The following is a 19,887-nucleotide window of genomic DNA, read 5'->3' on the forward strand; positions in this document are numbered from 1 at the left end:
TATGGCAGGAAGGGTAGATCATGCAAAAGATTTATTGATTGATGACTGGTTCCGTCTGAACCTGGTCCCCGGTTTTACCGAATCTCCTTTCTCTTTTCTGGAAGTCAATAATGGCCTCATACAGGTTTTCTTTCCTGAAGTCGGGCCAGCGTACATTGGTAAAATAAAGTTCTGCATAAGCCAGTTGGTAAAGCAGGAAGTTGCTGATACGGTATTCACCACTGGTTCTGATCATGAGTTCCGGATCAGGGAAGCTTCCTGTGGTGAGGTAACCTGCGAGCGTATCCTGTGTGATGGAAGCAGGGTCAATTTTTCCCTCCTTTACATCTTCTGCGATATGTTTCACTGCCTGAACCAGTTCCCAGCGGCTGCTGTAGCTGAGCGCCATGATCAGGTTGAGCCCGGTATTGCGACTGGTGATATCGAGTGATTCGCGCAGCGCCTGCTTGGCATATTCAGGCAGCATACCCATATCACCGATCACATGCAGTTTGATGTTATTCCTGTTCAGGGTTTCCGTTTCCTTCCGGATGGTTTCCACCAGCAACTCCATCAGGCCTGTCACTTCCTGCTGGGGCCTGTCCCAGTTCTCAGTGGAAAAAGCATAGAGTGTGAGGTATCCCACGCCCAGTTCAGCGCAGCCCTCCACTATATTGCGCACACTTTCCACTCCATGAAAGTGACCATAGAGGCGGTCCTGCCCCTTTTCTTTAGCCCAACGCCCATTGCCATCCATGATGATGGCGATGTGACTGGGAAGTCGCTGCAGGTCTATATGGTCCTTTCGGCTCCTCATACCTTATTTTTTGAAGGGACCAAAGGTACAAAAATTTAAATCCGATGCTGATTTCATGGAAATTTTATCTACTTATTATGAACATTTGCCCATAATCCTTAAAAATTTCACGACAGGCTTGTGAATTTCTTAATATGGAAACTGTTAATTGGCCGACGGGCACCTGTATGAGCTGAGGTTGAAAGAGAAGGTGATCTCAGCAAAAATGTACTGGTCTTTTTGTTTGGAGAACCCGCGCTGTCTTCCTTCGATACCGATGATATCCCCGGTTTCATAAGACCTGTCCTGCAGCAGCCTGGCCACCGATGGCGTACCATCCGGCAGGTCCGGGAACTTATCTGCTCCCACGTAGGTCTTGCTTACATCATCCAGGTAATCGGTACCTGTGAAGCGGTGCACAACTTCAAAACCGATATTCATTCTTTCATTCAGTGCATACTTCACACCTACGCCGAAGGGAATAGCGAGGGCCATATTGTTATAGGCCTTTCTTTCCGGATAGGCAGCGGAACCCTGCCCTTCCGTTCCGAGCGGACGAAGGAAATATTTTTTACCGCCCAGGTAGGCAAATGGATCGTAATTGAAAACACCCACCCCGAAGGTTACATAGGGGGTGAAACGGTGATAAGGATCAGCAGGGATGAATTTGAAGAAATTGAAATCCCCCTGTACGGCCAGTTCAAATATATTGGTATTGAAACTGAGGTTTCGCCGTTGCTGGTATACATTGGAGGTATTGTAAATATCAGAGTAGCCCAGCTGTGCAAAGTGGCCGGCCACGCGGAGTGCAACATAATTACCGAACTGTTTACGGAAGAAAACGCCGGCTGTGACCTTGGGCCTGTTCAGGCGTGCCCTGGTATTCAGGTCCCCGAAATAATGTGCGCCCCCCAAAGAAAGCCCGAACTCACCTACGTGAACATAGCTCTCGTACTGGGCCATAACCTGGGATGTCTGGAGGAGGGTACCTGCCAGAAGCATCGAAACAACCAGCTTCTTCATATACTGCAATATAAGGATTAAGTATGTTGCCAATAACGGCTAAGCCTGGTTTTTCAGTCTATTGGAAAAGTTAAAATGCCGCTTCACGGCGGGTTTCACAGGATAGGGCTAGTTCCTGGTATCCAATCCCCAGGAGAGTTTATTACGAAGCGTTTGAAGGAAATTGTTCTCATTCAAACGTACAAGGCTGATGTTGAACGATTCACGCCTTACTGCAAGTTGCACTTTCTTTTCCACAATCTCCTTGCGGGAATCAAGTGCACAGATAAAATGATCGGCGCGGCTCTCCACTTCAAAAGATATTACGTTGTCATCGGGCACAACGATGGGTCTTACATTAAGATTATGTGGGGCAACCGGTGTGATCACAAAACTGGAAGACTCCGGGAAAACGATCGGCCCGTTGCAACTCAAAGAATAACCGGTAGAGCCGGTTGGAGTAGCAACAATCAGACCATCCGCCCAGTACGTATTCAAAAAATCTCCATTCAAATACGTATGGATCTTGATCATCGGAGAAGTATCCGTTTTGTGTATCGCAAACTCATTGAGCCCGTAAGGCGTATTCCCGAATAAAGGCTTGTCTGCATCCAGGTGGATCAACGACCGTTTGTCTATCACAATATTCCTCTTCACCAAAGACTGTACCGCAGTGTAGAGCTCATCCCTGCCGATACTGGCCAGGAAACCCAGGCGGCCGAAATTGATACCGAGAACAGGTATGTTCTTATCGCGAACAAGTGTAACGGTATCCAGCAATGTGCCGTCACCGCCCAGGCTGATCACAAAATCGATGGACTCGCCCAGGTCTGCAGGATCAGTGAAAATAGCGGTCTTCTCCGGGAAACGGAAAGAACTTTTGATGGCTTCAAAGAACGGATGATAGATCACCGGTTCTATATTCTCCTTGTCCAGTTCATCGAGCAATTGCTGCACATCGGCCTTTTGCTCATTGTCGATGATCCGGCTGTAGATCGCTACTTTCATAATTAAGTTGCTGTTTCTTAAAAATCGTTCTTGATGTGTAAAAATAGCCCCTTTTGTCCTAATTGGTTAAAGCTGTAGTCAAACCTGAAGATAAAATCATAAAAAGTAACCACATCCACACCAAAACCGCCGGTGTACAGCATTTTATTGACGAGGGAGTTTTCGAGCATGTTCTTGTTATAGGCATAACCCATATCCCCAAACGTTCTTGCATAGATGCGGAAAGGGATCCTGTCGTGGGATTTTGAGCGGATGAAAGTGGGTATGCTGAAACGGAACATCTCGCGGCGGAAGGTCTGCCGGGTAAGCAAGGCCGCTACTCCATCGATCACATATCTTTCCATACCTCTCAGGTAAAGCTCGCCGTACCCGAAGAGCCGCTGGTTGATATAAGGCTGATCAAAAGGCAGGCGCACCACCCCGTTGGCCTGCCAGCCGAAATAGTATTTCTTTCCCAGTTTCCATCCCTTGAAGAACTTGCCGGAGAACTGCCACATATTGTTCTCTTTGCCAAAGCCACGCTTGAGCAGGCTCACTTCACTCTGAATGCCCGTCAGCGGGAAATGGATATAATCCACGTTCACATAATTGAGGGTATAGGACAGTTCAGGAAAATGAATGCTGGTGGCCTGGCGGCCGAAGTACTTCGGGTTCAGTTGCAGGATACCGCTGTCAACCTCCTGTTTGGTATAGGATAAGCGAACGGCGTGGAATGTGCGGAGACCTGGCCTGTAGGTATAGTCTACATACCCTGAATATTTTTTTGTGCCTTCTTTCAGACTGTCGGTGAAACGCTGCTGATTATCCGCAGTGATGTAATTGATCTCTTTATTACTGCTGTATGTGAAGCCAACGCGGTAGCCATGTTTCAGGCTTTTGTCGGCATAAGGCTGGTCGTACTGGAATTGTAACTGTTTGGTATAACCGGTAATGAACCAGAGCCGGAGTTTATCGTTGCGACCTGTGAAATTGTACCAGGTGAATTTGAAGCCGTAATTGATCCGGTCTGTGCTGTATCCCTGTTTGCCCCATTCCACCAGGTTACGGTCAACAGGCTTTACATAAGGAAGGGGGAAGATATACCATCTTTCTTTAAGCTCTATGTTCACATCCACTTCATATCCTCTGAAGGATTTGAGCGACACTACCACTTCATTGAAAAGGCCGGTATTGAACAGCTGTCTTCTCGCAATTTCAAATCCGCTGACGAGATCGGGGAGATAAATGGAGTCGCCGGTTTTAAAGGGAAGTTCGCGCTCAACGATATAAGACTTGGTACGGCGGTTGCCATCGATATAGATCTTACCTACTATAAAAGGGGTAGGCTTTGTTTTATCGATGTACCTGTTGGAATTGTGGGGAGACAAAGTATCGGAGTCTGAAGTTTGCGCAAAGGAAACGATACAGCAAAACAACAGCATAACAGTAACCTGATATTTGTTTCCCATCAGCATGCAGGCTTGGCGCAGCTATATATTGAGATAATTCATGAGGTGATCATAGTTACTCCTGAGTTCATTCTCATACAATTCTTCTCCGAAGTAATATTTCACCTGGTATTCGTAGCGCTGGAAGGTAGCTACAATATCCGATATCTCGAATTTACTGACTTTGATGGTAACGTAAAAGGCTCCGTTATTGTTATCCCAGTGGGTATTGAGTTGTGTGATCTGGGCATCATTGGTTTCAACCAGCTTGCTTATTTCCGAGAAGGAGAAACTGCGTTGTTCCATTTCCAGTACAATGATACCTCCGGGCTCATTTGCTCCGGTGGTTTTGCCGAGTTGTTTGAGCAGATCGCTGGCCGTGATCACACCTGTGAACTCGCTGTCTTTTTCGATTACGGGAACCAGGGACAGGTTATGTTCATTGGCCATCTGAACGGCTTCCAGGAAATGGGAATTTGCCTTTGCGGCTATGCGGGAAAAATGCTGACTGATGCTTTCGAGGGTGGCATTTTCATCTGCATTCATCAGATCGTCTTCTGAAGCCATACCCAGGTATTTGTCTTCAGCTACCACAGGCAGCTGCATTACATGGAACTCCTGCATCAGTTCCATAGCCTGAAACACGGTGTCGCCCGGATTGAGCGTTGGAATGGCGGATGATATGAGTTCTTTGTTTAGCACGGGAAATGTTTACTGTTTGTAATGCAACACCAGAGCGGTTTACCCGCTGCCACTGCAGTCAGGTGAACTGTTCCTTTACATTACTAAGACGGAAAGAATCAGGCAACCGCTGCGGGCTCGTTCAATTTTGTCAGAAATTTATGTAGGATCCGGTTGAATTCCTGTGGCACCTCCATCATGGGCGCGTGACCACATTTGTCAATAAAATGCAGTTCGCTGTTGGGAATCAATCGCTGAAACTCTCTTGCAACAAATGGCGGAGTTACCGTATCGTTGTTTCCCCATATCAATAACGTGGGCTGTTTGATCTGATTGAGCTCTTCCCCAAGATTATTCCTGATAGCGCTTTTGGCCAGGGCGATGATCTTGATCACTTTCAGACGGTTATTGGTGGTATCGAACACCTCATCAACGATCTCTTTGGTAGCTGTTGCAGGATCGTAGAACGTCTGTTCAGTTTTTTTCTTAATATATTCGTAATCGCCTCTTTTCGGATAAGTATCGCCCATTCCGTTCTCAAAAAGTCCAGAACTACCGGTCAGGATCAAAGATTTTATTCTCTCCGGGTGCTTCAGAATATGCAGGATGCCTACATGACCACCGAGGGAGTTACCCAGCAGGTGGATATTTTTGTAATCCTTGTATTCAATGAATTTATGAACGTACTTCTGGAGACCGCTCACGGAAGTGTGGAGCAGGTCCAGGTCAAGCAAGGGGAGCATGGGCACCACCACTTTATAATGGTGGCGGAAGTATTCAATCAAATCCTGGAAGTTGCTCAATGCGCCGAATAAACCGTGTAACAGAATCAACGGTTCTCCCTCTCCTTCTTCAAGATATTTGAATTTGTCCGCCTGTTTGATCTCGTAATTCATCAGATAAATCGGTTCAATTCAGTCAAATATTCGCTAAAATAAACGATTTGCCTCAATTATGGCATCGTTCCTTTTCAAGCTGTTAAATTTTACTGTAAACTACAAATTTTTTGCGTCTTTTCTGCCACAGTATTGTGTAGGTTTCAATCAGACGTTTGAGTAGATGCATCGTGTGCGATCCTTTCAAAAAACGTTTCCAGTTCAGTAAACATATCTTTAAATGCAGGGATCAGCTTGCCTGTTCCATCTATCACCCAGGGACCCAACGGTTGGATATACGCGTAGGAAACGGATTGCTGAATACTTGCTGCACTTATTATTTTCAATTGTTCTGCATAGAACAGCAGCACACTATAGGCCAAAGTGTATATTACAATATACAGGAGAATACCTCCGAGTTTGTTGGCCCATCCCAGCAAAGTCACTTCCAGTGTGGCTTCCAGCAGGTTGGCTCCAAGTCTGATCAGGAGTACTGCACCAATGAACACTACAGCAAAAGAAAGAGCTGGCAACCATTTGGCCGAAATACTGGTTGAATCTTTCAACCATTCCGCCACCAGGGCAGACAGTTTCATGGCCGCTGCAATTCCCACGATCAGCCCTATTACGGAGAAAACCGCAATCACCAATCCACGCTGCCATCCTCTGATAACAGCCATGATCAGCAGGATGATAAAAATAATATCAATGATCATGGAATATCATTAACGGGTACAATACCCGTTTTCTTATTTTGCAAGCAACTCTTTTACCAGCGCGCTGATGGATTTCCCGTCTGCTTTGCCTGCCAGTTGTTTGGAAGCGATGCCCATCACTTTGCCAAGATCGGCCATTGAACTGGCTCCCACTGAGGCAATGATTTCAGTCAGTGCTCCCTTCAACTCTTCCTGACTCATCTGCTGAGGCAGGAATTTTTCTATGATAGTGATCTCTTCCTGTTCTTTCTTAGCCAGGTCTTCCCTGTTCTGCTGCGTAAAAATTTCCAGCGAATCTTTACGCTGCTTTACCAGCTTCTGAAGGAGCTTGATTTCCGTATCCTCTGTGAGGTCGGCACCAGCTGCACCTTCCGCTGTTTTAGCCAGCAGGATGGCGGATTTGATAGCGCGAAGGCCGCGGAGGGCAGCCTCATCCTTGGCCAGCATCGCTGTTTTCAGCTCGGCATTCACCTTTTGCTCAAGGCTCATAATTATAAATTGATTTATGCTTTATTCTGTTCCTGTTGAATTTCCTGGAACCTTTTGTAGAAGTCCTGTGCAAATTCCCTGAGCTTGTTCACCAGTTCTTCCTGGTGCGTAGCCCGCTCAAAGCTATCTGCCATGGTCATGAAGGTCTGATAATAGAAGTCAGCCATTTCATCCACCATCATTTCTTTGGTCCAGAGGTCCATACGCAGTGCGCTCTTGTCTGCTCCATCCCAGAAAGCCAGCATGATAGCCTTGGCCGCACGGGCGGAGTCCGCAGTACTTTCGGTAGCGCTCCAGCTGATACTTTCAGGTACACGTTTGTCGTCCAGGTGTACATCTATAGTTATAGTTGACTTCGTCTTCGACATGATTTTTATTGAGAATCAGGTTTTTGGAAAAAATTGAATCCCAAAAGTACGGGGAATAATCCTTTCAAGGAGGGGTGTATATTACCAAACTGGTAAATTATCCACTTTTTAACGCTGTTAATATGTGTTTAATACCAAAACTGTTCATTCGCCGTTACAAATAAATGGCTCCGGAAAACAGTAATAATCCGGCTGTTTCACCGAAGGGCAGGCTGCACAAATTACGATCCTCTAAAATCGGGTACTAACGCGTTGTATCGTGGTTTTTCGTAAAGTAATTTTGTGGCAGCTACACCATCAATCCGATACGTTTATGAAAATCAGTACCTATGAAGCACATTTATTACACACTGATCAGTGGGTTCGTTTGTATTTCGGCGTTAGTTTTTCCCCGTGATTCCCAGGCCCAGTGCAGTACCTGCCCGGGCGGAGTCCCCAGCCAGACCGTTGAGTATGACCTTATTCTTGACACAACTACAGCCAGCACCAATACCTTATCCTTTCCCAGGTTCCCACCGTCTACCGGTACCCTTATCTGCGTTACTTTCTACGATACCATTTCCCTGGTAGCCACTTCCGGCGCCAGAAACAGGGATAGCTACGCCAAGCTGGCCCGCTTCCTGCTTTCCTTATCGCCCAGCATCACGGGAAATGGCCTCAACATCAATGACAATGTGACCAGGACCTATGGCCCCACCAACCTGGATGCCTTCGGTACACCCGGAGACTCCACCACGTACGGGCCTGACACGGTATTCAACAATGCCACTCACCAGCAGACCATCACAGGTACCGGCGCATTCCTTGGAGCAGGCACCATCGATTTCAGCTTTGAACTCAGTGGTGGCCTCTTGCCCAATATGGGTGGGATCAACTATAACCTGAGCGTCACCGGTAAGCTCTGGGGGAAGTTCAGGATCGTGTATTCCTATTGTCCCCAGGCCCCTCTCCCGGAAGTATTCCGGCAGTTCACGGCGGCCAGACATCCCAACAGCAATAATATCCAGCTCCAGTGGAGCGTTAGTAATGAAGAAATATCCAATTCCTATGAAATCGAGATCAGTTACGATGGACGCACGTTCACACCAGCCGGCAAAATTGCCAGCCAATATGCTGCTCAGGGTGCTGCAGCAAAATACAACTATCAGTACCTGCCTGATAAGGCTGCTTCAGGCAAATTATACGTCCGCATCAAGCAGCTCGGCGCTGACGGAAAAGGCCATTACTCTGCCATCCGCCAGGTAAACCTGGGTTCCAACGCCACGCCCTCCTTCATCATCTACCCCAACCCGGTGAAAGACCAGGTGACCATCCAGGCAGATCAGCTGCTCAAAGGCAGCTACCAGCTTGAACTGGTGACCACTACGGGGCAACAGGTGCTGAAACAGACCATCCATGTAAATAACTCCAGTATCATCCAGCTTCCGCTGCCCCCCGGACCTCCCTCAGGGGTGTATTATCTGCGCGCCAGAGAGCTGTCTTCCGGGCAAACCACCAGCTATAAAGTACTGGTGAGCCGATGAATGAAAAAGTTTGTTACATTTGTCACATGCAAAACATGCAAAAAGAAGTTGAAGAAATGGAGTACAACACCATAAGGAATCAACTGGTCATGCGTGAATATGGCCGCCATATTCAGAAGATGGTTGAGTACCTGGTGGGTATTGAAGACAGAGAACAACGCCAGCGCAATGCCTATGCGGTCATTGAGCTGATGGGATTTCTCAATCCACACCTTAAGAACGTTGAAGATTTCCGCCATAAATTATGGGATCACCTTTTCCTCATCTCAGACTTCAAACTGGATGTTGAATCGCCCTATCCCATTCCTACCAGGGAAACCCTGAAAGCGAGGCCCAAGCCGCTTCCTTACCCTAAACGTTATCCGAAATTCTCTCACCTCGGCAAGAACCTGGAGATCGTGATCAACAAGGCGCTGAAAGAAGAGAACCCGGAAAAACGCCAGGGGTTCGCCAATGCCGTGGCCTACTATATGAAGCTGGCCTACAGCAACTGGCACAAGGAAACCGTTCATGACGACGCTATCCAGAGCGAGCTCACCAATCTTACCCAGGGTCAGCTCACGTTCACCAATACTCCGTATGTCCGCCAGCAGCGTCATACAGAAGGAAGGGACAGAGACCGTGGCGGATATGGCGATTACCGCAACAAACGTGGCGGCGGCGGTGGCGGAAAGAGCTACCAGCAGCGCGATAACAGAGGCGGTGGCGGTAATAATAACCGGAATGACCGCAACGACCGTAACGATCGCAATGACCGTAGCGGCGGGAAATTCAAGAAAAGATACAAGTAAGTTCTCCTGAAATAATTTTGCAAAAGTTGATCATACGAATGATCAACTTTTTTGTTTAACCTGTCATCTTAATCAACTCAACCAATAGCAATGCCTTCCTTTGAAGTTACCGGTGGTAAAAAACTCAGCGGGTCAATTGTGCCTCAGGGCGCCAAGAACGAAGCCTTACAGATCCTCAGCGCTGTTCTGCTCACTCCCGAAAAAGTGACCATCACCAATATTCCGGACATCCTTGACGTGAACCTGCTCATTGAGCTGCTTGCCGATATGAATGTAAAAGTGGAAAGGCCGCAAAGAGATACCTGCATCTTCCAGGCAGATGATGTGAATATCGACTACCTGCACAGCGAAGCTTACCGCAAAAAAAGCGGACAGCTCCGTGGATCCGTGATGCTCGCAGGCCCGCTCCTGGCGCGCTTCCGCAAAGCATTCATCCCAAAGCCCGGTGGTGATAAGATCGGCCGCCGCAGGCTGGATACGCATATCATCGGATTTGAAAAGCTGGGCGCGGAATTCACCTACCATCCGGAAGATGGATTCTTCCACCTCACTGCCCCCAACCTCAAAGGCGCATACCTGTTGCTGGATGAACCCTCGGTTACCGGAACTGCCAATATCATCCTCGCCGCAGTGATGGCAAAAGGCACCACAACTATTTATAATGCAGCCTGCGAACCTTATGTGCAGCAACTCTGCCGTATGCTAACGCGTATGGGCGCCCGAATTCAGGGCATCGGCAGCAATCTCCTCACTATCGAGGGGGTTGACTACCTCGGTGGAACCGAGCACCGCATGCTGCCCGACATGATCGAGATCGGCTCCTTCATCGGACTGGCCGCTATGACCCAGAGCGATATCACCATCAAGAATGTGAGCCTGGAAAATCTCGGCGTGATCCCCGATAAATTCCGCCAGCTCGGTATCCATATGAATTTTGTGGGCGATGATATTCATGTGCCTGCGCAGGACCTGTACGAGATCCAGACCTTCCTGGACGGTTCCGTGCTCACCATCTATGATCATCCCTGGCCCGGCTTTACACCTGACCTGCTCAGCATTGTGCTTGTAGTGGCCACACAGGCCAGAGGCTCTGTGCTTATTCACCAGAAAATGTTCGAGAGCCGCCTGTTCTTTGTTGACAAACTCATAGATATGGGCGCGCAGATCATCCTTTGCGATCCCCACCGTGCAGCCGTTATCGGCCTTGGCAGGGAGCAGAACCTCAGGGGCATCACCATGAGCAGCCCGGATATACGCGCTGGTGTATCATTGCTCATTGCCGCACTGAGCGCTGAAGGCAGGAGCACAATCCAGAATATAGAACAGATCGACCGTGGCTACCAGCATATCGACGATCGTTTACGCGCACTGGGCGCAGATATCAAAAGAATATAATTTCTTTGCACTTTATACCTCCTTATGGCTTTTGATCCACAAAACAAGATCATCATCATCACCGCGCCCTCCGGTGCAGGCAAAACTTCCATCACGCATTACCTGCTGGAAAAATACCCGCACCTCAGCTTTTCCATCTCCGCTGCCACCCGTAAACCGAGGGGCAATGAAACACATGGAAAAGATTATTATTTTCTGAGTGAGGAAGACTTCCAGCAGAAGATCCAGAACCAGGATTTCGTGGAATGGGAGATGGTATACGAAGGAAAATACTACGGGACCCTTAAATCGGAGCTGGAACGAATCTGGAATAACAACCAGGTACCCGTACTGGATATCGATGTAAAAGGCGCTATCCACGTTCAGCAACAATATCCCGAAACTACATTATCCCTTTTTATCGAGCCACCCTCCGTGGATGAACTGAAGAAAAGACTCCAGAGCCGCGGCACGGAAACGGAAGACAGCCTGGCTGCCAGGGTCAACAAAGCTTCTTACGAAATTTCGTTCAAACATCATTTCCACCGGATAGTGATCAACGATCACCTGCCCAGGGCAAGGGAGGAAGCTGCCGGCATTATTGAAGATTTTCTGGAACTGTAGAAACTATTTCACACGTAACAGCGTTAGAATCTTTCGGGTACATATTATTTTATGTAATACCCTTTGGTTTATATAAATTCGTATACCAAGTATGAGTGTAGCTGTTATAATCATCATCTGCGTAGCGATACTTTTTATTGCTTACTTTTCCGGCATTGAGGTGGCATTCACTTCAGCTAACCGCCTCAACGTGGAACTGAAAAGAACACAGGGAGCCAGCGGCATCGCTTTCCTGAGCAGCCTCTATGATAACCCATCCCGCTTCATCGGTACCAATATCGTTGGTTTCAATTTCTTCCTGGTAGTGGCCATTCTGTTCGGAAGTTCAGGCTGGACCCAACTGATCCATTTCCTGGGACTGAACGACGATATGAACCTGGTAGTGGTGATGCGCCTGGGCTGTGAGATCCTCTTCTCCTGGATCGTGGTGATCATATTCTGCGAGTTTATACCCAAGGCCATTTTCCGCGCAAAAGCAGACAGCGCCCTTTCTTTTTCCGCCCGCTCCGGACTGCTGGCCCTGATGGACGGCATATTCAACTGGGTGGCGGAACTTTTCTCCAGGCTTTCCATCTTCATCCTGAACGTGATCTTTGATATGAGGATCGATAAGAAGAAGGAAATGTTCTCCCGCTCCGATCTGGATCACTTTGCACAACAGAATACTGATCAGCATAGCCTGGAACACCAGGACCTGAAAACAGAGCTCTTCCGGAATGCCATGAGCCTTCCGAAAGTAAAGATCCGCGACTGCCTCGTTCCCCGTAAGGAGATCGTAGCCGTGGAGCTCAATTCAACCATCGAGCAGGCAAGAAAAACATTTGTTGAAACCAAACTCAGCAAACTGGTCGTATATGAAGGTAATATAGATCAGATCGTGGGGTATATCCACCAGCTGGATCTTTTCAAAGCTCCTGCAACGGTGAAGCAGATCCTGCTGCCGATCCCCGCTATTCCCGAAAGCATGAACGTAACTGACCTTATCAACAAGTTCACGCGTGAAAGGAAAAGCATTGCCTGGGTGGTGGACGAATTCGGTGGAACAGCCGGCATTGTTACCATGGAAGACCTGCTGGAAGAGATCTTTGGTGAGATCCGTGATGAATACGATACAGAGGAATTTGAAGAGAAGAAGATCTCCGACGACGAATATATTCTCTCAGGCCGGCTGGAGCTGGATCACCTGCGTGAAAAATACGACCTGCAGTTCCCGGAAAACGATTCGGAAACCCTGTCTGGCTTTATCATTCATCAGCATGAAACGATCCCCAAACTGAAAGAACGTATTATAATCGGGCATTATGAGTTTGAAGTATTGAACGTGAGCGATACCCGCATTGAAATGGTCCGTCTCAAGATCCTTCACATCTGATGCTTTAGTAAATCACTACTCATTAACAGGTTTATTGCGTAATCCATCGCTAATACCCTTAAATTTGCCCCGCTTTTCATGTTGATCAGCGAACTAATTGATGGCACTATCATTTTTAAAAAAGAGAGCTTCTGAAGAAAATGAGATGACCTTTGTGGATCATCTGGAAGCGTTGCGCTGGCATATCATGCGTTCCCTGCTGGCCATCATCGCGGGAGCGATCGTGATGTTCGTGTATATCGACTGGATCTTCGATAATGTGATCACCGCACCCCTGCAGGCAAATTTCATCACTTATACCGCCCTCTGTCAGTTCAGCGAATGGCTGGGAGCCGGTCAGGCATTATGCCTTCCTCCGCCTAACCATGTTGAGTTGCAGACCACCACTTTCGGTTCACAGTTCATGAGCAGCATCACTATCGCCATTGCAGGCGGGTTCATTGTTGCTTTTCCTTATATTTTCTGGGAGATCTGGAAATTCATAAAACCTGCGCTCACACCTAAAGAACTGAAAAGCACCAGGGGGTCCATCTTCTGGGTATCACTGTTCTTTTTCCTGGGTGTGGCATTCGGCTATTTTTTACTGGCACCGTTTACATTCAGCTTCCTCATGAACTATACCCTCGGTACAAAGGGTATTCTGACAGCCAGGCCTACCCTGGCGGATTACATGGAGAACCTGGTTGATATCATCATCGGATCCGCCATTGCATTCCAGCTACCGGTAGTATCTTATGTGCTTACGCGCATCGGACTGGTAACCCCCAAATTCCTGCGTACGTACAGGAAATATGCTTACGTGGCCATCCTGGTGATTGCCGCCATCATCACTCCAAGCCCTGACTGGATGAGCCAGATGATAGTATTCCTGCCTCTCTGCGCATTGTATGAGTTCAGCGTGATCATCTCCGCACGCGTGTTCAAAAGACAGCAGGAGAAAGACAGGAACTGGCAATAATCCCTAACATTGCAACTTATCAAACTTGTCATATGTCTTCATTCAATCTTTCTTTACCAGTTGCCATTGGTTGCGACCATGCCGGTTATGAGTATAAAACTGCCATCGTAAAATGGCTGAACGAAAAAGGTCACCAGGTAGCCGATATGGGCGTATACGAAAATAAATCAGTTGATTACCCTGATTACGCACACCCTGTTGCCGATGCGGTGGAGAAAGGCGAAGCGGCCTTCGGTATCCTCATCTGCGGAAGTGCCAACGGCGTTGCCATCACCGCCAACAAGCACCAGGGCATCCGTGCCGGGCTTGCCTTTGAAACCGATGTGGCGAAGCTCATCCGTCAGCACAACGATGCCAATGTGATCTGCATTCCCGCACGTTTTGTTTCCCTTGATTATGCCATCAATATGGTGAACCTGTTCATTGAAACGCCGTTTGAAGGCGGCAGGCACCAGACCCGCGTTAATAAGATCGCCTGTTCTTAACGGATCAGCGCTCCCCAATAAAACGTAAGAGGCCAGACTTTTCAGTCCGGCCTCTTGCGTTTTATTTCGCTGTGCCCAGTCGCAGACTATTTGTTATACCGTTTATTTTTCAATAACCAGGCGGCAGTCTGATAATACGCAATCGCCTGTTCCGCCAAACTATCGGTGACGGTCATACGAACAGAATTACCGGTTACATAATCCGGCCTGAACTGCTCTACCTGCTGCACAGGGGATTGTATCACCAACTGATCGTTGCGCAGGTATCCCAGTCCCTGGTAAGTACTGATCAGTGCCCGCTCCCTTCCTGCCGGTAAAGCAAAAATATCCTGCCCGAAGAACCTGGAACGGTAATTGAATTTCAGCAATCCCAATATCGTGGGCGCAATATCTATCTGCGCTGTAAGCCGCTCATATTGCTGCGGTTTGATATTCGCAGGGCTATAGATCAGCATGGGGATATGATAACCCGTCACCGGCAACTCAACACTGCCGGCACTTCCCGCGCAATGATCAGATACGATCACAAATACAGTGTTATTGAACCAGGGTTTTGCAGCTGCATCGCGGAGGAATTTGCCGATCGCATAATCCGTATATTTCACAGCACCTTCACGGCACTGTGTAGCCGAAGGAATATCGATGCGGCCATCGGGATATGTGTATGGCCGGTGATTGGAAACCGTCATGATCTGAGAGAAGAAAGGCTTCTGTTGCTGGTAATTCTCATCCAGCTTTTTCAATGCCAGCGAAAAAAGGTCTTCATCGGCCACACCCCAGATATTTGCATAGTGGATCTCTTCAGGTTTTAACGCGCTTCTGTCTATCACTTCATATCCGTTGGCAGTGAAGAATGCATTCATATTATCGAAATATCCATAACCTCCGTAGATGTATTGTGTAATATACCCCTTGGATTGAAACACACTTCCCAAAGAGAAAAGATTTCCATTGTCGGGGCGCTTCACAACACTTTGTCCGGGTGTTGGAGGAATGGATAAAGACAATGCTTCCAATCCACGCACAGTGCGTGTTCCACTCGCATACAGGTTTTTGAAGAAGATGCTTTTTTCAGAAAGGCTATCCAGGCATGGAGTGATCTGCTGCTGGTTGCCGAACGCTTTCATGAAGCTGGCGCTCAGGCTTTCCACGCTGATCATCACCACATTCATTTTCTTTTCAGGCTCATTATAATTGATCTGCCTTTCAAGATTGAAGGGATCATTACTGGTGAACTGGCTGTTTGGGGCAGACAGTTGTTCTCTCATGATCCTGAATGCCTCTTCATCTTTCAATGATTTGTAGTAACGCTGAAAATCCAGCTCATTGTTATGGAAGGCTGCCGCGAATTCAAACAGGCCATTGCCTGCCAATTCATTGGCATAAGCGTTATCGCTGAATTTTTTCAAATGATTGTCTAGCGAGAAAGTGGTGATGGCGGGTAATAACAGCAAACAGGCCGCAATGAAAGTGCGTTTGCCGAACCGCATGCTGGTGCTGGAGGAGGTCCTGATCACATTCCGGCTACTGTAAAGGATGAGAAAGGTCAGCACCAGCACAACTGATATGATCCAACCCAGGGGATAAGACTCCCTGATATTGCCTACCACTTCATTCGTATAGATCAGGTAATCCACTGCTATGAAATTATACCGGCCGGAAAATTCATTCCAGAAGAACCATTCACTAACGGCATTGAACAGCAGCAGGAACACCACCAGTCCGAAATCCACGAATAATACCGCCCTTCTCCACTTATGCCTGTATTCGCGGCCTTTCCAGGCCAGGAAAAGGAAGATCAAAAGTCGCAGGATCACCAGTCCGATCACAGTCTTCCGCAGATCGGCATTGAAGTCTGCAGGTACCAGCTGTGTAAAGATCAGCACGAGGATCAGCGCCACATACAACAGCGCGGACCATTTCCAGGCTTTGGGGTGATAGGCTTTTTCATTGGTGAACCAGATATGCAATACAAAGGGGATGATGATGTAGGAGCTCACGGCCAGGTCGTACAGCAAGCCGATCCCAAATACGCCCAGCACATTTTTCAGGTTCCAGTCGAACACATCATGCACGCGGATCAGCAAGGCCAGCCGGGTAGTAAAAGTGATGGAGAGATAAACCAGGATCAATAAATAAATGAGCCCGTACCGGCATTGAAGTCCTTTGCCGATCAGCAGTCGCAATCGTTGCATATTGGGGTACCTTGTTTGGGTTAAAGTTGAAAAGGTAACGTAAAAGTAATCTGCAATATTTGCAGATCACCTTTGGAAAACAAGATAAATTCCTGAACCCCTACAAAATGGGAAAGATTTATTCCATGATCCGGCTGAACGGCTAAAAACTCCGTCTGAATAGTATGGGAGCCATAAAAAAAGCCGGCCAGGAAATACCCGGACCGGCTAAAAAAAATCTGGCGCGGTTTTACCAACCCAGCAAATATGCGAAGATGAGCGGGGCTACGATGGTAGCATCGCTTTCAACGATGAATTTCGGTGTATGGATATCCAGTTTCCCCCAGGTGATCTTCTCGTTGGGCACAGCGCCTGAATAAGATCCGTAAGAAGTAGTGGAATCGGAGATCTGGCAGAAGTAGCTCCAGAACGGAACATCATGCCATTCCAGGTCCTGGTACATCATGGGTACTACGCAGATGGGGAAGTCACCGGCAATACCGCCACCGATCTGGAAGAAGCCAACGCCTTTGCCACCGCTGTTCTGGCGGTACCAGTCGGCCAGCCAGACCATGTACTCGATACCACTCTTCATGGTAGTGGCTTTCATTTCGTTTTTGATCACGTAAGAAGCAAAGATATTGCCCATGGTGCTGTCTTCCCATCCACCAACTACGATGGGCAGGTTCTTTTCAGCAGCGGCAACCATCCAGCTGTCTTTCGGATCGATCTCGTATCCTTCTTCCATCACTTTGCTCAGCAACAGTTTGTACATGAACTCGTGTGGGAAATATCTTTCACCTGCAGCGTCAGCATCTTTCCAGAGTTTGGCGATATGCTGTTGAATTTTGCGGAAAGCTTCTTCTTCAGGGATGCAGGTATCGGTCACGCGGTTAAGTCCTTTTTCCAGCAGTTCAAATTCCTGCTCAGGAGTAAGATCACGGTAGTTGGGGATCCTCCTGTAATGGCTGTGGGCCACAAGGTTCATAATATCCTCTTCCAGGTTGGCCCCTGTGCAGCTGATGATATGAATTTTATCCTGACGGATCATCTCGGCCAGTGAAACACCCAGCTCCGCAGTACTCATGGCGCCAGCGAGGGTCACCATCATTTTTCCACCTTCCAGCAAGTGGGTTTCATAGCCTTTAGCAGCATCTACCAGCGCCGCCGCATTGAAGTGACGGTAATGATGCTGAATAAATTGTGAGATTGGTCCTTTGCTCATGATCTTATGATTGGTTTTATGGCGGCAAAGGTAACATAATTGGCACAATCGCCGGCCCCAAAACAAAAGTCCTTCCGCTAGTGCGAAAGGACTCATCTTTCCAACTAAAACCAACTAAAACTGCGATTGATCAGGAGATCTTGATTTTTTTGAAAGTCTGCCAGCCCTGCATACCGCTTGATTTCAGAACAAGCATCTGGTCTGCACTCTGCAGTGTGATATAGTAATTTGTATTGTCGTCTGCCGAAATTTCGAAGAGGTCTGTGATCCAGAAATCCTGGTAGTTCTTCTTCAGGTCAGCCAGCAATGTGATAGGCAGTTGACCGGAAATGATATTCCTTGTTACAGCTACCAGCTCGCCCGCCTCACGATAGTAAGCGAACATCACCTGTCCATTTAAACGGAATGTAACTTTTGAGATTGATTTGCCTTCTTCCCAGTTCACATCCTGTGCACCGGCGAATTGATTGTTGAAGGAGCGGAGAATATTTTCATTGATTTCTCCGGTATGGGCGAAGCTGCTCAAAGCAACCATCATCATAAAGATGCCCATTAAAATACTCTTTTTCATGTTTGACTTGTTATAAAGATTGATTGTACTCTTTTGGTGTGTTCTGCAGGGTACCGGTCTCTAATTATAAGACGCAACCCTTTTATTTATGTTACAGGAACAGCACAAAATTAATCACGGAATCCGCGCCTTAAAGTGAATATTGACCAATGGCAGCTTTTTATGCAAATACAACTGCCACAACACCACGAAACATTTGAAAAGCAATTCCGGAAGCGCTGAAAGCCGCAACAGTTCTCATCTTGCTCCGAATCGCCAAGTTTTTCTTAATGTGTAGTTAACCCAACGTTAAATTGGATCATAGTAAAGCTTACCCTGTCAAAGGCGCGTCAGCGTTTTGGTAAGCGCTGCAAAAAACAGTAAATTGTTACGTGAATTTTTTAGCACACGCATATCTCTCATTCGACAGGCCAGACATTCTGATTGGCAATATGATCAGTGATTTTGTGAAAGGGAAAAAGAAGTTCGGTTTTACCATTGGTATTCAGAAAGGCATCGCCCTTCATCGTGATATCGATGCGTTTACAGATGCACACCCTGTAGCAAGAGCGGCCGCCGATATTTTCAGGCCGGTTTACAGATTGTACAGTCCTGCATTTATCGATGTTGCCTTTGATCATTTCGTGGCAAACGACCCGCAGCTGTTCACAGATGAAAGTCTCCTTGATTTTTCGCAGGAAGTATACGGTATCCTGGAAAGGCAATATGCGGTACTTCCTCCCAGGTTTCAGCAGATGCTCCCCTACATGCGGTCTCAGAACTGGCTGTACAACTACCGGTTAAGGTCCGGCACCGCCAACAGTTTTGAAGGTCTGGTAAGAAGATCGGCCTATCTGCAGGACAGCCATCCGGCCTTTGACATCTTTGAAGCTAATTTTACCCAGTTACAGGACTATTACAACCGTTTCTTTCCAGACCTCCGCGCCTATGCCAGCGGAAGGCTGCTTCAGCTTGACGGGGAATAACTTTTAACCTTATTTTATTATTCCTTTTCAAACAGCCCAACCGGATATCGTCTGCCGCTCGTACCTTAATGGAAATTTTTTCCGCTTCTAAACAATTACTTTTGCGGCTCAAATCAATGCATTAAGCTATGAAGTACAGGATGATCATCTTCCTTTTGTGCACAGGAATTGTGACAGCTACCGGCCAGACCAGGCCACCTGCCGTTGATAAGTCCCCCATGGATATGAGTTACTTTCCATGTAATTACCCCGTTCTGCGCATCCAGAACAAGATCACTGAACCCCTTTGCGCCAGAGTGGTGTACAGCCGCCCCCAGAAAAATGGCCGCAGCGTGTTCGGAGAACTGGTGGAATATGGAAAGATCTGGAGGCTGGGCGCCAATGAAGCCACTGAAATTGAATTATACAAAGACGCAAAGGTCAAAGGAAATAAACTGAAGAAAGGCAGGTACACCATGTATGCCATTCCCGTACAGGATAAATG

Annotated in this window: 21 protein-coding genes; 9 read left to right on the top strand and 12 right to left on the bottom strand. The window is 47.5% G+C overall.

The window, feature by feature from the left end; genetic code table 11:
* Nucleotides 1-31 precede the first annotated feature (31 nt).
* The 9 genes from ACTHMC_RS22795 to gldC all read right to left on the bottom strand — a co-directional run bounded on the left by ACTHMC_RS22795 (nucleotide 32) and on the right by gldC (nucleotide 7,341).
* A complete protein-coding gene (locus ACTHMC_RS22795) occupies nucleotides 32-796 on the bottom strand; it encodes an isoprenyl transferase (RefSeq protein ID WP_440416706.1) in 765 nt (254 codons plus the stop codon).
* Between the two features lie 144 nt (nucleotides 797-940).
* On the bottom strand, nucleotides 941-1,798 hold the full coding sequence (locus ACTHMC_RS22800; protein ID WP_440416707.1) for a DUF6089 family protein: 858 nt from the start codon (nucleotides 1,796-1,798) through the stop codon (nucleotides 941-943).
* A 108-nt stretch (nucleotides 1,799-1,906) separates the two neighbouring features.
* A complete protein-coding gene (locus ACTHMC_RS22805) occupies nucleotides 1,907-2,785 on the bottom strand; it encodes an NAD kinase (RefSeq protein WP_440416709.1) in 879 nt (292 codons plus the stop codon).
* 17 nt (nucleotides 2,786-2,802) lie between these two features.
* Complete coding sequence (locus ACTHMC_RS22810; RefSeq protein WP_440416710.1) at nucleotides 2,803-4,233, bottom strand: POTRA domain-containing protein; 1,431 nt, start codon at nucleotides 4,231-4,233, stop codon at nucleotides 2,803-2,805.
* Between the two features lie 21 nt (nucleotides 4,234-4,254).
* Nucleotides 4,255-4,914: a CBS domain-containing protein gene (locus tag ACTHMC_RS22815; RefSeq protein WP_440416711.1), complete on the bottom strand. Its 660-nt coding sequence runs from the start codon at nucleotides 4,912-4,914 to the stop codon at nucleotides 4,255-4,257.
* Between the two features lie 98 nt (nucleotides 4,915-5,012).
* Entirely contained in the window at nucleotides 5,013-5,789 is a 777-nt protein-coding gene (locus ACTHMC_RS22820) for an alpha/beta fold hydrolase (protein WP_440416713.1), read from the bottom strand.
* A 143-nt stretch (nucleotides 5,790-5,932) separates the two neighbouring features.
* Complete coding sequence (locus ACTHMC_RS22825; RefSeq protein WP_440416717.1) at nucleotides 5,933-6,484, bottom strand: CvpA family protein; 552 nt, start codon at nucleotides 6,482-6,484, stop codon at nucleotides 5,933-5,935.
* A 33-nt stretch (nucleotides 6,485-6,517) separates the two neighbouring features.
* Entirely contained in the window at nucleotides 6,518-6,973 is a 456-nt protein-coding gene (locus ACTHMC_RS22830) for a GatB/YqeY domain-containing protein (protein ID WP_440416718.1), read from the bottom strand.
* A gap of 14 nt (nucleotides 6,974-6,987) precedes the next feature.
* Nucleotides 6,988-7,341, bottom strand: a complete 354-nt coding sequence (gene gldC, locus ACTHMC_RS22835) for a gliding motility protein GldC (RefSeq protein WP_440416720.1) — start codon at nucleotides 7,339-7,341, stop codon at nucleotides 6,988-6,990.
* Nucleotides 7,342-7,670: 329 nt separating this feature from the next.
* Here gldC and ACTHMC_RS22840 point away from each other — a divergent pair, with 329 nt between their 5' ends.
* The 7 genes from ACTHMC_RS22840 (at nucleotide 7,671) to rpiB (ending at nucleotide 14,468) form a co-directional block, all read left to right on the top strand.
* Complete coding sequence (locus ACTHMC_RS22840; RefSeq protein WP_440416721.1) at nucleotides 7,671-8,864, top strand: choice-of-anchor E domain-containing protein; 1,194 nt, start codon at nucleotides 7,671-7,673, stop codon at nucleotides 8,862-8,864.
* Between the two features lie 35 nt (nucleotides 8,865-8,899).
* A complete protein-coding gene (locus tag ACTHMC_RS22845; RefSeq protein WP_440416722.1) occupies nucleotides 8,900-9,655 on the top strand; it encodes a DUF4290 domain-containing protein in 756 nt (251 codons plus the stop codon).
* Between the two features lie 90 nt (nucleotides 9,656-9,745).
* The gene (gene murA / locus ACTHMC_RS22850; RefSeq protein WP_440416723.1) at nucleotides 9,746-11,050 is read left to right on the top strand and encodes a UDP-N-acetylglucosamine 1-carboxyvinyltransferase; all 1,305 of its coding nucleotides are present in this window, start codon (nucleotides 9,746-9,748) and stop codon (nucleotides 11,048-11,050) included.
* Nucleotides 11,051-11,074: 24 nt separating this feature from the next.
* Nucleotides 11,075-11,653 (top strand): guanylate kinase, encoded by a 579-nt coding sequence (gmk, locus tag ACTHMC_RS22855; RefSeq protein WP_440416724.1) that lies wholly within the window; start codon nucleotides 11,075-11,077, stop codon nucleotides 11,651-11,653.
* Nucleotides 11,654-11,744: 91 nt separating this feature from the next.
* On the top strand, nucleotides 11,745-13,025 hold the full coding sequence (locus ACTHMC_RS22860) for a hemolysin family protein (protein ID WP_440416726.1): 1,281 nt from the start codon (nucleotides 11,745-11,747) through the stop codon (nucleotides 13,023-13,025).
* A 100-nt stretch (nucleotides 13,026-13,125) separates the two neighbouring features.
* The gene (gene tatC / locus ACTHMC_RS22865) at nucleotides 13,126-13,983 is read left to right on the top strand and encodes a twin-arginine translocase subunit TatC (protein WP_440416727.1); all 858 of its coding nucleotides are present in this window, start codon (nucleotides 13,126-13,128) and stop codon (nucleotides 13,981-13,983) included.
* A 32-nt stretch (nucleotides 13,984-14,015) separates the two neighbouring features.
* A complete protein-coding gene (gene rpiB / locus ACTHMC_RS22870) occupies nucleotides 14,016-14,468 on the top strand; it encodes a ribose 5-phosphate isomerase B (RefSeq protein WP_440416729.1) in 453 nt (150 codons plus the stop codon).
* Between the two features lie 86 nt (nucleotides 14,469-14,554).
* Here the strand turns inward: rpiB and ACTHMC_RS22875 are convergent, their stop codons facing one another.
* The 3 genes from ACTHMC_RS22875 to ACTHMC_RS22885 all read right to left on the bottom strand — a co-directional run bounded on the left by ACTHMC_RS22875 (nucleotide 14,555) and on the right by ACTHMC_RS22885 (nucleotide 18,438).
* On the bottom strand, nucleotides 14,555-16,663 hold the full coding sequence (locus ACTHMC_RS22875) for an LTA synthase family protein (RefSeq protein ID WP_440416731.1): 2,109 nt from the start codon (nucleotides 16,661-16,663) through the stop codon (nucleotides 14,555-14,557).
* A gap of 229 nt (nucleotides 16,664-16,892) precedes the next feature.
* A complete protein-coding gene (locus ACTHMC_RS22880) occupies nucleotides 16,893-17,867 on the bottom strand; it encodes a deoxyhypusine synthase family protein (RefSeq protein ID WP_440416732.1) in 975 nt (324 codons plus the stop codon).
* A gap of 130 nt (nucleotides 17,868-17,997) precedes the next feature.
* On the bottom strand, nucleotides 17,998-18,438 hold the full coding sequence (locus ACTHMC_RS22885) for a hypothetical protein (protein WP_440416734.1): 441 nt from the start codon (nucleotides 18,436-18,438) through the stop codon (nucleotides 17,998-18,000).
* Nucleotides 18,439-18,809: 371 nt separating this feature from the next.
* Here ACTHMC_RS22885 and ACTHMC_RS22890 point away from each other — a divergent pair, with 371 nt between their 5' ends.
* Both ACTHMC_RS22890 and ACTHMC_RS22895 read left to right on the top strand, forming a co-directional pair.
* On the top strand, nucleotides 18,810-19,403 hold the full coding sequence (locus ACTHMC_RS22890; protein WP_440416736.1) for an ACP phosphodiesterase: 594 nt from the start codon (nucleotides 18,810-18,812) through the stop codon (nucleotides 19,401-19,403).
* Between the two features lie 128 nt (nucleotides 19,404-19,531).
* A partial coding sequence (locus ACTHMC_RS22895; RefSeq protein ID WP_440416738.1) for a DUF2911 domain-containing protein occupies nucleotides 19,532-19,887 on the top strand: 356 nt, incomplete at its 3' end.

The organism is Pseudobacter sp. (assembly GCF_051955275.1).
Lineage (GTDB): Bacteria > Bacteroidota > Bacteroidia > Chitinophagales > Chitinophagaceae > Pseudobacter.

Bases quoted from the DNA above. Each gene is read 5' to 3' on its own strand.
- gmk (WP_440416724.1), top strand. From the start codon at position 11,075: ATGGCTTTTGATCCACAAAACAAGATCATCATCATCACCGCGCCCTCC.
- ACTHMC_RS22880 (WP_440416732.1), bottom strand. From the start codon at position 17,867: ATGAGCAAAGGACCAATCTCACAATTTATTCAGCATCATTACCGTCAC.
- rpiB (WP_440416729.1), top strand. From the start codon at position 14,016: ATGTCTTCATTCAATCTTTCTTTACCAGTTGCCATTGGTTGCGACCAT.
- ACTHMC_RS22840 (WP_440416721.1), top strand. From the start codon at position 7,671: ATGAAGCACATTTATTACACACTGATCAGTGGGTTCGTTTGTATTTCG.
- ACTHMC_RS22805 (WP_440416709.1), bottom strand. From the start codon at position 2,785: ATGAAAGTAGCGATCTACAGCCGGATCATCGACAATGAGCAAAAGGCC.
- ACTHMC_RS22810 (WP_440416710.1), bottom strand. From the start codon at position 4,233: ATGGGAAACAAATATCAGGTTACTGTTATGCTGTTGTTTTGCTGTATC.
- ACTHMC_RS22795 (WP_440416706.1), bottom strand. From the start codon at position 796: ATGAGGAGCCGAAAGGACCATATAGACCTGCAGCGACTTCCCAGTCAC.
- gldC (WP_440416720.1), bottom strand. From the start codon at position 7,341: ATGTCGAAGACGAAGTCAACTATAACTATAGATGTACACCTGGACGAC.
- ACTHMC_RS22860 (WP_440416726.1), top strand. From the start codon at position 11,745: ATGAGTGTAGCTGTTATAATCATCATCTGCGTAGCGATACTTTTTATT.
- ACTHMC_RS22830 (WP_440416718.1), bottom strand. From the start codon at position 6,973: ATGAGCCTTGAGCAAAAGGTGAATGCCGAGCTGAAAACAGCGATGCTG.
- ACTHMC_RS22845 (WP_440416722.1), top strand. From the start codon at position 8,900: ATGCAAAAAGAAGTTGAAGAAATGGAGTACAACACCATAAGGAATCAA.
- ACTHMC_RS22875 (WP_440416731.1), bottom strand. From the start codon at position 16,663: ATGCAACGATTGCGACTGCTGATCGGCAAAGGACTTCAATGCCGGTAC.
- ACTHMC_RS22800 (WP_440416707.1), bottom strand. From the start codon at position 1,798: ATGAAGAAGCTGGTTGTTTCGATGCTTCTGGCAGGTACCCTCCTCCAG.
- ACTHMC_RS22885 (WP_440416734.1), bottom strand. From the start codon at position 18,438: ATGAAAAAGAGTATTTTAATGGGCATCTTTATGATGATGGTTGCTTTG.
- murA (WP_440416723.1), top strand. From the start codon at position 9,746: ATGCCTTCCTTTGAAGTTACCGGTGGTAAAAAACTCAGCGGGTCAATT.
- ACTHMC_RS22825 (WP_440416717.1), bottom strand. From the start codon at position 6,484: ATGATCATTGATATTATTTTTATCATCCTGCTGATCATGGCTGTTATC.
- ACTHMC_RS22820 (WP_440416713.1), bottom strand. From the start codon at position 5,789: ATGAATTACGAGATCAAACAGGCGGACAAATTCAAATATCTTGAAGAA.
- tatC (WP_440416727.1), top strand. From the start codon at position 13,126: ATGGCACTATCATTTTTAAAAAAGAGAGCTTCTGAAGAAAATGAGATG.